Genomic DNA, 11,233 nt, shown 5'->3' with positions numbered 1-11,233 from the left:
CCGCCGAACTCAGACGAAATCTAGAGTGCACACCAAACGGTTCTGCAAACATAGGGTTTATACCCGATGAACGCACTAACCTATACACACGGCTTGCCAAGGTGGCGGAGCGGCTACGCGGTTGACTGCAGATCAACTACACCCCGGTTCAAGTCCGGGCCTTGGCTTTGGTAATAGCGGCCATAGCAGTGGGGAAACACCTGGACCCATTCCGAACCCAGCAGTGAAGCCCACTCACGTAACCCGTTGTACTGAGGTACGCGAGTCCTCGGGAACCTGGATACGCTGCTATTACCTTCCTTTACACTGAAACGAACTGCTTCTTCTCACACTATGACACCCGGCAGCGACCGGCTTTCTTCTTCGCACACCGTTACGCCCGCACCGGGCATGAAAAAATGGTAAACTTGGTTCTCTTCTGTATACATACGCCTCTACGGATATATTCCCGGGAGACACCGTCTCTTATCGCGTATACTGTGCCATAACCCCTTTCTCCATCTGGAACTGCTCATACATCTCGTAGCGATCCACCTGTGAGAGGATGTCCGCCGCCCGCTTCAGGAGCAGATCCTCCTCGCCGTCGAAATGATCTTCGATACTGCTTCGCAGTTCGCCGAGGTGCTGCGTCCACACCTCATTCCCGAGCGGCGTCGTATCCAGCTTCCCGAGTAGGAGACGTATCCGGTTGTGCTCTTCGATCGAACGCCCGATAGCGTCCGGGATATCTATAAGAAGACGCTGGTAGATGGTTGCCTCTTCCGCGTGCATATGCATCTGGAGCTCCCGCTTCAACGTTATGTACCGAATGTCCCGGACATCAGGATGCCTCTCCAGATCGTCAAGCAGTCTCCGGATGAGCGAGTGATCTTCCCGTATCATTTCAATAATGTCTGCCATGATTCTCTCCACCGGTATCGTGGGCAGAAGAGAATCTCCAGGTATGTAAGGATTTCGCCGACGGCACCGGAATGCTGCCCGGCCTGGCGGGGTTACCCGTACTGCCCGGAAGCCATCCGGATCATCGCCCGCTTTGCCCGCTCGAAGTGATCTCCCATCAAGCGCTCCCTCGAGTACCACCTCTTCACCGTCGATATGGCGGTGCACGGCCTGCCTCAGTTCCATTACACCGGTGAGCCACGTCTCCTCTCTGGGTGTGTTCTGTCGAGCCTGCCGAAGTTCTTCCGAAACGAATTATGCTCTTCGATCGACGCGGCGATCCGCTTATGCATACTCCGTTCCATCCGCCGGTAGAGCGTCGCCTCTTCGACGTGCATGTGGCCCTGCAGTTCATGCTTCACTGTCGCGTAATCGGTTTCGCGCCGGTCGGCCGTCTGCACAAGGGTATCCAGCAGTTGCAGAATGAGAGCATTGATCCTGCCTGATGATCGCAACAATATGCAGCGTCGTCATCGTTCCTCACCGGGTGCCCTCTCCGGCAGAAAAGGGAAAAGTCTTTGGGGTTCCGGGGTGTTGGACCGGCTATGCATCGGTTCGGCCGGGAATTTCCGGAGCGTACTGAGACGCCGTGGTAATGCACCGCTTTATCTGCCTGACGCTCTCCTGTACTTCGGCGTCCCGAATGTGAGAGAGCATCGTTGACAGTACATACTCGTCGTTCGGGAGCGGGGAAGCGAGGATCTTTCTCATCCGGAGAGGAACTGAGTCCATCCTGTATCCGATGCCTTCCGTTTCGATACCGACGCATGCGACCGGGATGTGAATGTCGGCAAGTGCGGTACTGAGCGAGATATACGGATCGATGACGATAGTGGGGATCGCTGCCAGGTGCTCGGTGCACTTCCGTGGCAGGTGGGCACCGGGGTCGGCACCGATGATGAGGCATGCATCGACTTCCTCCCTGCTCAGCAGATCCACTGCAGTGGTCTCACCGGGATTATAGTAGGGTATGCCGCGGGAGAAATCAACCCCATACGGGAAACCGGTGAGATACGAGAATGTCTGGTTTGTGCCGTTGACATTCCAGTGTCCGCGCATGGGAGTCAGCGTGAACTTCGTATGACGGTTGAGCTCGTCGACGAGCTGAATGGCATTCCGCACGTTCTTGTACTTCCCCGGAGACTGCGTCAGCCCGATTCCGGTAAATAAAGCGCCGAAGCGGGCATTTTTACAGAGATCGGCCAGCCACAGCAACTTTTCCCGGGGAATGCCCGAAACGTATGGAGGGATGATCTCGTCATGCCCCCTGATGATCGAACGCAGGGCTGAAAATACAGCGTAATCACCACCCGGTTTGATCCGTATGAACTCATCGGCGATCTTTGCGGTATCCGTCTTTCTGATGTCCACGACGACCAGCGTTCTCTCCTGGCGTCCGTTATCACGGAATTTTCCGGTACAGTATGTCGTATACCTGCTCATATGGCGTGGATGCGATTCAATCGGGTTAGATCCCCAGTATATCACCAGATCTGCCCGGTTTTTGATCAGACCGAGGGTCGAACCGGGATGACCGCTCTCCTGGATGCCGAGGATCGACGGGCCGTGGCAGATAGACGAGCAGTTGTCGATCACGCCCCTGATCTCTTCGGCTATGTGGATGCCGAGACACTGCGCTTCTGCAGATGTCCCGCTCCACCCGAAGAGGAGCGGACGTTCGGCGTTACGAAGGATGTCGGAAGCCTGTCTGATTGCATCATCAAAGCCGGTATACTTCCAGGCTTCGCCGTCTCTGACGATAGGCCTATAGATGCGGCTCCGGGAGAGAAACTTCCCCGAGCCCAGTGAGCATGCATTATCGACCGATATAATTGCATTATCCAGAATCTGCACGGCAATATCGTCACAGAGGCATCCGCAGAGCGGGCAGAGGACATCCCGCGCTGTCCTGACTGCAGTATCGGCGCACCCCCGTCCATCGGGCGATGACGGTACTTCGGGGCATGCAATGCCGCCTGCTTCAGCGAGAATGTCCCACCCTGACCGTGGTTTCTCTTCAGTTCGCGTCACCGTGCCGATAAGCCACTTGTAATCCGGAGCCCCGGTCCCGTGCGTATCGGCATGCAGGATAGCATTTGCATGCGGGCCGCAGGGAATGAAGATCGTTCCGGGAACGACGTCCTCTGAAGATGTGGCGGCGAACACCTCGTCACCTGTTTTCGTGGATATCAGAAGGCTCTCGCCGTCATCGGCATAGAGCTCGAGAAGATCGACAGGATTTATAAAACAACGTCGTGTTTCCCGGGAGTACGCCGGCAAATCCTTGTAATAGAGTTGCTCGCCCTGCCGAATCGTCCTCCCGCTCGTTATCAGAGCCTTCATTGAGGTACGCTCCGGTCTCGCAATACATTAAGGTTTCCATTTCAACTTGACTGATACCTTATGTAAATGACTTTTCATGTACCGCCTGCACGGGAGGTATCATCCGAATCTCCTTCCCCTTCCTGCACGAGCAGAGCAGAGGCCGTACTTTACCATCAGGTATCTCGTGTGCACCTGCTTCCCGATCTGTTGTGTGCGGACTGATACGCATAAATGGAGGCTGTGCCTATTCTGTTGCTATGCAGGGGAAGAAACCGGAGCTCATTCGCACGAAGGTTCCGCTCCGGCGGGAGCTCGGTCTTGTCGCGGTCACCCTCTCCGGAGTCGGGATCATCCTCGGGGCCGGGATCTATGCGCTCCTCGGGGAGGCGACCGCGCTTGCCGGGAACGCCGTCTGGATGACGTTTGCGATCTCGGCGCTGATAGCCGGTTTCACCGCTCTCAGCTATGCCGAACTCTCCTCGATGTATCCGCGGGCAAGCGCTGAATACGAGTACGTCTCGAATGCAATCGGCAGGAGAGTCGCCTTCGTCATCGGGTGGCTGATCATCCTCTCCGGCATCTTCGGCGTCGCAACCGTCTCACTCGGATTCGGGGGATACTTCTCCGATCTCACGGGCGCTCCTTTCCTCGCATCGGCCGTCGCTCTCGTCCTGGTACTCTCGGCGATTCTCCTGTACGGCATCCGCGAGACGGCTCTCGTCGCCATCATCCTGACGCTCATCGAGGCCGGCGGCATCGTGATGATCATTCTTATCGGCCTGCCGTATCTCGGCAGCGTCGATTACCTGGAGATGCCGCTCGGCTTCTCCGGCATCTTTCAGGCATCAGCGCTCGTCTTCTTCGCGTATATGGGATTTGAGGAGATGGTCAAACTCTCCGAGGAAGTGCGCGACCCGGAGCGCACCATCCCGCTTGCCCTCGTCCTGGCTCTCGGGATAACGATCTTCCTCTACATTCTCGTCTCGCTCGCGGCGGTCTCCGTCGTCGGGTGGGAGCAGCTCGCAGCTTCCCGCGCTCCCTTTGCCGACGTGGCGTACGTCGCGCTCGGGAGTCCCGCCTTTACGATCATCTCCATCATCGCTCTCTTTGCCACTGCCAATACCGCTCTTCTGATGATGGTCGCCGCGTCGAGGATAACCTACGGAATGGCAGAGTCATACTCCCTGCCGACGCTCCTGGCACGCGTCAGCCGGAAGACTCGCACTCCCTGGGTAGCGATCCTCGCCATCATGCTCGCCTCCATCGCTTTTATCTTCGCCGGGGAGATCTCCTTTGTCGCGAATGTCACCAACTTCATGCTCTTTCTGACATTCATCGTCATCAACGCGGCCGTCATCCTGCTGCGCCTGCGGGCTCCCGGGCTGACCCGCCCCTTCAGGACTCCGGGAACCGTCGGCAGGGTGCCGGTTCTTCCCGTGCTTGGTATCATCACCAGCTTCGCATTACTCACGCAGCTCGAACCTGTCGTCCTGCTCATCGGCGGTGCACTGACCGTGTTCGGGATACTGCTTTCGGTGGTCGAACTCGGTCGCGAGCCGTGACCGTGAAACTCTATTGTCTCTCTATAGGTATATTGTTGGACTATGTCTTGATATATTCTCATTCGGGAACTGATATATCTCTCTCCTGCCCATGCTCTTGTGCATGAAAATGGCATCTCCCTTTCGTAACGCAGGTGCGGCTCTGGTCGCGCTCGCTATTCTCGTGATCGCTGCAACGCTCTTTGCCGGGTGTACCGGAACCGGCACCGAACAGCAACAGACTGCAGAACCGCAGACGATCTCGGTTACGGGATCAACGACCGTGCTTCCCGTCGCCCAGGCTGCAGCGGACGCCTACATGAACATGGATTCCCTGGCCGATATTCAGGTCAGCGGCGGCGGATCCAGTGTCGGCGTTCAGGCCGTTGGTGAAGGCACCGCCGAGATCGGTATGGCCTCCCGCGATCTGAAGGCCGCCGAGAAAGAGAAGTACCCCGCCCTTGTGGAACACGTCGTTGCCATCGACGGCATCGCCGTGATCGTTCACCCGGGTAATCAGGTCGCGAGCCTGACGCTCGACCAGGTGAGAGGCATCTACAACGGCAGCATCACCAGCTGGAACGCAGTCGGCGGTTCCGCAGGTGAGATCGTCGTCGTCGGCCGTGACAGCGCCTCCGGCACCCGGGAATACTTCCACGAATCGGTCATGCAGAAGGAAGACTTCACCAAAGTCCAGCTTGAGAAGAACTCGAACGGTGCGGTGAAGCAGACCGTCGCCCAGACTCCGGGCGCCATCGGGTATGTCGGTATCGGATACCTTGACGGAACCGTGACGGGTGTCCCGCTCGTGGTGAACGGCAAGACCGTGGCACCGACGCTCGAGGCCGTCAAGAGCAAGGAGTACCCGGTTGCCCGGTCTCTCTCAATGATCACGGTGGGTGAACCGACCGGTCTAGCTAAGGACTACATCGACTTCATCCTCAGCAGTGACGGGCAGGCAATCGTTGAAGAAGAAGGATTTGTCCGGATCGACTAAAGCGGCAGAATCCTGATCTCCTCTCTCCCCCTTTCAACAACTCTCTCTTCTCCCCCCCCTTGTTTTGTCCCGCCGGTCGCAGAGGCCGTAGGAGAACCAAACCGCCGGGGCGGATGTCTGGCCTCCTCGTCCACGAACGGTAACCGTCGATTCGCACCGGAGATCTGTTCTTCCGGGAACACCTACGGTGCCGGCGGCATCCGGGTCTCGCCGCGGGCCCGGTACTGCTCGACCTCGCCGTAGGTCGCAAGGCGCGTGCCGTCGAGGACGGATACCGCGCCGTGGCCGCAGCAGACGAGGCACGGCCTTTCTGATGGACTGCACGATGCATTCCGGCTGGCGATGAGTTCGAGCAGGGCTTTTCGCTCCATGCGGGCGCGGTCGCTGTCGACGTTGACGGACGTCACCAGAAAGTCCGCAAGTGCATTATAGCTGCTCCGCCTCTCGTCGAGGCTCGCGAAGTTGATCAGGGTATCGCTCGTGAAGAGCAGGCCGTGGTCAGGACAGTAGAGATAGAACAGGCCGTGGAGGTGCCCACCGAGACTCTCCAGAACCTCTAACTCCAGATCGCCGATAGCGATCCGGTCGATGATCGGGAAGATCGATCGCTTCTCCTGCGACTCCGTCGGAAAGAGTGCCAGGTTTTCGGGTGGCCGGAACTCGGAGAAGAGGTTGATGACGGTGGTATAGACCTCTTCGAGGATAGAACTCTCGCTCCGCGAACCGTACGCCCGGTTTGCCTCTCTGATGACCCCGACAGACCCCGGGTGCAGCAACGAGGGGACCTGCAGGTATCCTCCCCCGCCGCAGTGGTCGGCGTCTGCGTGGGTAATAAGGACTCTCCCGGGCGCCTCGTTATCGCAGAGGCCGTAGTGCCTGAACATCGCTGCAATCTCCCGGTGGTAGATACCGTATCCCGTGTCTATCATTACCGCCTCGCCGGGCGTCCGGAGAAGGTAAACGTTCCCTCCGCAGGGAAGCTGGAAGCAGAAGAGATCGATATCCCCGGTAACGGGTATCCGCTGCAGATCGGCGTAGAACCCCTCGCCGCAGGTGCTCTGCAGTGTCCTTCCGGTGAGAAGAATGGTCCTGAAGACCTCACGCGGATCCGTTCCGCGGTTCTGGAGTTCCTGGGCGATGTGATTGATGTCGTGGAGGAGCTGCAGGAGGAACTCGTCCTCCGCCTCTCCGATTAGTTCGCGGAGTTCCTGGGCGAACTTGACGTAGAAGACCGTATCGTCGAGGTGCTTTCCGGTCGTATCGTACTCTATGATCTCGAGGCGGTATCGGGATTTGAGCTGATTGAGGAGATGATCGACGACGCCGGTCTCCTCGACGTTCAGGCTCACCTTCAGCCGGTCAGGATGTTTTCCGCGATCGTCAAAGTCGATGTATGCGATGTTCGCGCGGCTTTCCGTGATATACTCAAGAAAATCATAGAGAGCGCCGGACCTGTGCGGCAGGTAGACATAAAACGTGAGAACACCGGGTGTCTGCAGGGACTCCTGCAGATATCCTATGGCGTGCAGGTCGTCCCTCATGAGCCGGTATATATCCTCTGTTGTCGTTACTTCAAAGAAAACTGTGGCCGCATCGATTCTGCGGTCGTAATGAACCCGGTTGATATTGCCGCCGTACTGCTTGACGATCTCGGCTGCTTTATGGAGAGCACCCGTTTTGTCAGGCATGCGAGCTATGAATGAAAATCTCTTCAACCTGTCTCTCCCTCGAAATTCGTGACAGGTACGTTTGCGGTTGTTCTATTTATGCCCTTTTTCGCGGGTTGGATATGGACGCCGGAGCCGGCAGAGGCAGGTGGTTATGCTATTACTCTGACGGAACGTGTCTGTGAACCTGCGACTGAACCTGCCGGACGGCCGGTTTTGTTCTGGGGAGTGCCCGAAGTCCGGTTGCGAGAGCCACGATCAGTATGATGCAGAGACGGACGGCTGCATCCCGGAGGAAGAGAGATATCACCCCTGTTCCGGGCTCGCTTCTTTTGATCTGCCTGTTTAAAACGGTTATTCGTATCATGCGAGGAGATGCCTGTTTCTGGTATATCAATATTATGCGGCAGGGGAGATAGGAATATTCGTTTATTATTATATTTCCTGCCTGTTTGTGCAGGCCGATACCTGGAGAAATGGCGGTTGTTCGCCCGGTCGGGCACCGTAAAGCAGCACGGATATGGGAGTCCCGCATCGTTGCCCCGTGCCGGTGCAGGAGCCTGCAGGTGATCCCGCAGCCGGGAGGGGGGATGTTCTTTCAAAATATATTTATTGTATTAGAGATACTCTCGTGAGTTTTGACAGCCGCTTCTATCTGATCTTCTCGATGAGTCCCGATGCCCAGGTGCGGATCTCGTCCCAGTTCCGGTAGTCGCCGCTCGGAGCCCGGACGAGTGCGACGATCGCCCGGTCGGGGAGCGAGAGATTGGATGGTTCCAGTTTTCCTGCGAAGAGCCCGATCTCAACCGGCTGCACCAGAAGCCTGACCTGATCCATCGCGGCCTCCGCCCGGCGGTAGCCGTCTTCGGTTTTATCGACAACCGTCATCCCGACGGAGAAGAAGGCAACCGGCATCCGGCGGAGTTCTTTCTGCTGCCGTTCGATGAAGATCTGTGCGTCGGAGAGCCACTTGCCCATATATATCGGACTCCCGACGACTGCTGCCCGGTACCGGCCGATATCGGTGACTTCTCCCATCGGCAGCAGATCGACGGTCTCTCCCCCGGAGCGGAGCGTATCGGCAATGGCACCGGCGATCTCCTTTGTGGAACCGTATCGGGTCGCATACGCAACCAGAATTGTATCGTCCATACTGGTTCTCATTTCTACCCCGTAGGTATATATGCATACCTGCACGGCTGTGTTATCCGCGGTATCGGAACCGGGAGCAGCCCTGCCGTGGCCGATCTCGGTTAATGTTATTACCCGCAAGATCCATGTCAGGGACGATGGCAGGGAACTCTCAGGAAGCCAATATGTGGTACAACCGGGGCAGGTACTTCAGCGATGCAGGCGATTACGACCGGGCTGCCTACTGTTTCGGCCGGGCACTCGAGCAGAATCCGGAAGACCTCCGCGCCTGGAAACGCCGGGGTTTTGCTCTCCTCAAATTGCACCGGTACGACGAGAGCGCAGCCTGTTACGACAGGGTTCTCGCGCTCGCACCCGAGGATGCGGCGTCCTGGCAGCGGAAAGGTTTCCTCTGCGCAAAGATGCACCGGTTCGACGAAGCGCTGGCCTGCTCCGACCGCTCCCTTCGGATCAACCCCTCGTCCGTTACCGCCCTCCACACCAGGGGGTGGGTGCTCGTCGTGGAACGGCGATACGACGAGGCCGTACAGTGCTACGACAGGATTCTCGAGATCGATCCCGACCGGGACTTCGCCCGGCGGAACCGGGAGGCGATCCTTGCCCATAAGGCGTTTCGGAAGCTCGCTGCCGATGTCAGTGAGGCGGAAAAGGTCGTCGCGATCCCTCCGTTCATTTACGAGGTTCTGGGAACCCGTGACTATAGCGGCATCGACCGGGCCTGTAAAGTACTCTCCAGACTGCTCGTCGACAGAAAGCCGGAGTCTGCCCCTCGTATGAAGTAACCCCGGTTCAGCCGCCACGCCTATTTCCTCATGGCTCTGGACGTCCGTACGCGAGTTTCTGGCCGAGTTACGAACGATTGCGGGTGACACCCGTGAGCAGAGAAAAGAAATGGGCGCCGGCACCATGGCCGGAACAGTACTTGTTCACCGGTGCGCGAAGAAGGCCTCGATACCGCTCTTCGTCGCCGTATCGATACGTGCAAACCCGATGCGCTCGAACTGAACGACGTTTCCGGCCTCGTTCCCCACAAGCTCCTCGCAGAACCCTGCAAGATCGCCGTCCTGTGTGTGGAGGGTGCACGGCACCCGGGCATCCACAGGCAGCCACTGGATGATCGGCGCTTTTGCCCGGCGTGCCTCCTCGAGGGAATCGCCGGCGTAGGTCACCGCAGGGATGCCTGTCGACCAGTCGATGCTGATATTGTAGAGGTCTTTTAAGCGCACCATGGTCTTCCCCTCGATATCGCCACGCGGTAGGAGCACCCTCCCGTCACAGGCGAGCGTCCGGTAGCCGCGGGCCGGATCGTTCGGGTGCAGCGGTGCCTGCGCCGTCTGGAACGGAGCGCCTGCAACCGATACCGCAACCGGATCCGGGACAAAGAAGAACCTGCTTGCTTTCGGATCGACGAGCGCCTTATTCTGGGCGTAGAGATTCTCCCACGAGAACGATATGTCGGTCTCGCCGGTTCCGATATCGACCATGGCGTCCCGCACGGCCTCCGCCTGGATCCCGCGCCTCGCGATCGCCCGCAGCGTTCCGAGGTGAATATCGTCCCACCCGGTATACATCCCGGCTGCGATCCCTTCCCGCATCCCCGAGGTGGAGAGGACGACTCCCGATATGGACATCCGGCCGTAGTGCCGGTACACCGGAGGCTTCCACCCGAAGTAGTCGAAGATGTACCGCTGCCTGCGGGTGTTGGCGATATGGTCTTTTCCGCGGATGACGTGCGTTATGCCGAGGAGATGATCGTCCACGGCCACCGAGAAGTTCATCAGGGGGTAGACGGTCGCATCGATCCGCGGGTGGATTGGTGAGCCGACGATCCGGAAGATGGAGTAGTCCCGCATGGCGGGGTCGGGATGCTCGAGTTCGGTCTTGACCCTGACCGTCACTGCACCCTCGTAGAACTCGCCGTCGAGCATCTTCTGCCAGAGCTCGAGGTTCTCCTCGATACTCAGGGCTCTGCAGGGGCACGCCTTCTTCGCGAGTTTCAGGTTTCTGAAGATCTCCTGATCGCAGACGCAGACATACGCACCGCCGAGCGCTATCAGCTTCTCGCAGTACTCGTAGTAGATATCGAGCCGGTCGCTCTGGTAGACGATATCGGTGATCGAAAGACCGAGCCAGTCGATATCCTCCTGCACCATCCGGTAGGCCTCGGGGTCGACCCTGCGGGGATCGGTATCCTCGATTCTGAGGATGTATTTCCCGCCGTACCGGCGTACATAGTAGTCGTTCAGAATCGCTGCCCGTGCGTGCCCGAGGTGGAGCGGCCCGCTCGGGTTCGGCGCGAACCGCATCACGACACCGTTCTCGCCGCCTTCGAGCGCAGGGAGTTCCCGCACCCGTTCGTGGGTCTCGGTCAGCTCTGCGATGAGCTCCGGAGCCAGTGATTCGAGCGCTGCCCGGCGCTCGTCTGCGGTCATGCCACCGACTTCGGCTATGATCTCCGTGGCGATGGGGCCGAGATCGCGTGCACGGCTCCGGTATTCCGGGTGCTTTCCGAGGACGGTTCCGATGACCGTCCCGCTCTTTGGAGTGCCGGTGTGCTTAACGGCGTTCTGGAGCGCGTAGACGAAGAGAAGCCGGCGGAGCTCGGTGTCCAT

The 11,233-nt window shown here is 58.5% G+C and carries 9 protein-coding genes, 1 tRNA gene and 1 rRNA gene; 5 read left to right on the top strand and 6 right to left on the bottom strand.

The genetic code is table 11. The features are described 5' to 3' along the window. Positions 1 to 95: 95 nt before the first annotated feature. Both ABH15_RS13485 and rrf read left to right on the top strand, forming a co-directional pair. Positions 96 to 167 (top strand) — tRNA-Cys (locus ABH15_RS13485). 5 nt (positions 168 to 172) lie between these two features. Continuing rightward, positions 173 to 294, top strand: a 5S ribosomal RNA gene (rrf, locus tag ABH15_RS13480). Positions 295 to 465: 171 nt separating this feature from the next. Here the strand turns inward: rrf and ABH15_RS13475 are convergent. From ABH15_RS13475 to ABH15_RS13465, 3 genes are all read right to left on the bottom strand, one after another. Beyond that, positions 466 to 900 (bottom strand): hemerythrin domain-containing protein, encoded by a 435-nt coding sequence (locus ABH15_RS13475; RefSeq protein ID WP_164913770.1) that lies wholly within the window; start codon positions 898 to 900, stop codon positions 466 to 468. A gap of 224 nt (positions 901 to 1,124) precedes the next feature. Then, a complete protein-coding gene (locus ABH15_RS13470; protein ID WP_128695111.1) occupies positions 1,125 to 1,397 on the bottom strand; it encodes a hemerythrin domain-containing protein in 273 nt (90 codons plus the stop codon). Positions 1,398 to 1,482: 85 nt separating this feature from the next. Continuing rightward, positions 1,483 to 3,282, bottom strand: a complete 1,800-nt coding sequence (locus ABH15_RS13465; RefSeq protein WP_128695110.1) for a formylmethanofuran dehydrogenase subunit B — start codon at positions 3,280 to 3,282, stop codon at positions 1,483 to 1,485. A 239-nt stretch (positions 3,283 to 3,521) separates the two neighbouring features. Here ABH15_RS13465 and ABH15_RS13460 point away from each other — a divergent pair, with 239 nt between their 5' ends. Further along, positions 3,522 to 4,826, top strand: coding sequence for an APC family permease (locus ABH15_RS13460; protein WP_128695109.1), 1,305 nt, complete (start codon positions 3,522 to 3,524; stop codon positions 4,824 to 4,826). Positions 4,827 to 4,929: 103 nt separating this feature from the next. After that, on the top strand, positions 4,930 to 5,802 hold the full coding sequence (locus tag ABH15_RS13455; protein WP_241648134.1) for a phosphate ABC transporter substrate-binding protein: 873 nt from the start codon (positions 4,930 to 4,932) through the stop codon (positions 5,800 to 5,802). Between the two features lie 182 nt (positions 5,803 to 5,984). Here the strand turns inward: ABH15_RS13455 and ABH15_RS13450 are convergent, their stop codons facing one another. Then, entirely contained in the window at positions 5,985 to 7,490 is a 1,506-nt protein-coding gene (locus tag ABH15_RS13450; protein ID WP_241648133.1) for an MBL fold metallo-hydrolase, read from the bottom strand. 630 nt (positions 7,491 to 8,120) lie between these two features. Further along, positions 8,121 to 8,621, bottom strand: a complete 501-nt coding sequence (locus ABH15_RS13445) for a flavodoxin domain-containing protein (protein ID WP_128695107.1) — start codon at positions 8,619 to 8,621, stop codon at positions 8,121 to 8,123. Between the two features lie 137 nt (positions 8,622 to 8,758). Between ABH15_RS13445 and ABH15_RS13440 the strand changes: the two genes are divergently transcribed. After that, the gene (locus ABH15_RS13440) at positions 8,759 to 9,403 is read left to right on the top strand and encodes a tetratricopeptide repeat protein (RefSeq protein WP_164913768.1); all 645 of its coding nucleotides are present in this window, start codon (positions 8,759 to 8,761) and stop codon (positions 9,401 to 9,403) included. Between the two features lie 144 nt (positions 9,404 to 9,547). Here the strand turns inward: ABH15_RS13440 and ABH15_RS13435 are convergent, their stop codons facing one another. Continuing rightward, complete coding sequence (locus tag ABH15_RS13435) at positions 9,548 to 11,233, bottom strand: glutamate--tRNA ligase (RefSeq protein WP_128695105.1); 1,686 nt, start codon at positions 11,231 to 11,233, stop codon at positions 9,548 to 9,550.

It is taken from the genome of Methanoculleus taiwanensis, assembly GCF_004102725.1.
GTDB lineage: Archaea > Halobacteriota > Methanomicrobia > Methanomicrobiales > Methanoculleaceae > Methanoculleus_A > Methanoculleus_A taiwanensis.
This window is presented reverse-complemented; position numbering and strand designations above follow the sequence as displayed.

Excerpts from the sequence above, each read along its gene's own strand:
- ABH15_RS13440 (WP_164913768.1), top strand. The coding sequence starts at position 8,759 with ATGGCAGGGAACTCTCAGGAAGCCAATATGTGGTACAACCGGGGCAGG.
- ABH15_RS13450 (WP_241648133.1), bottom strand. The coding sequence starts at position 7,490 with ATGCCTGACAAAACGGGTGCTCTCCATAAAGCAGCCGAGATCGTCAAG.
- ABH15_RS13435 (WP_128695105.1), bottom strand. The coding sequence starts at position 11,233 with ATGGACACCGAGCTCCGCCGGCTTCTCTTCGTCTACGCGCTCCAGAAC.
- ABH15_RS13465 (WP_128695110.1), bottom strand. The coding sequence starts at position 3,282 with ATGAAGGCTCTGATAACGAGCGGGAGGACGATTCGGCAGGGCGAGCAA.
- ABH15_RS13455 (WP_241648134.1), top strand. The coding sequence starts at position 4,930 with ATGAAAATGGCATCTCCCTTTCGTAACGCAGGTGCGGCTCTGGTCGCG.
- ABH15_RS13460 (WP_128695109.1), top strand. The coding sequence starts at position 3,522 with ATGCAGGGGAAGAAACCGGAGCTCATTCGCACGAAGGTTCCGCTCCGG.
- ABH15_RS13475 (WP_164913770.1), bottom strand. The coding sequence starts at position 900 with ATGGCAGACATTATTGAAATGATACGGGAAGATCACTCGCTCATCCGG.
- ABH15_RS13445 (WP_128695107.1), bottom strand. The coding sequence starts at position 8,621 with ATGGACGATACAATTCTGGTTGCGTATGCGACCCGATACGGTTCCACA.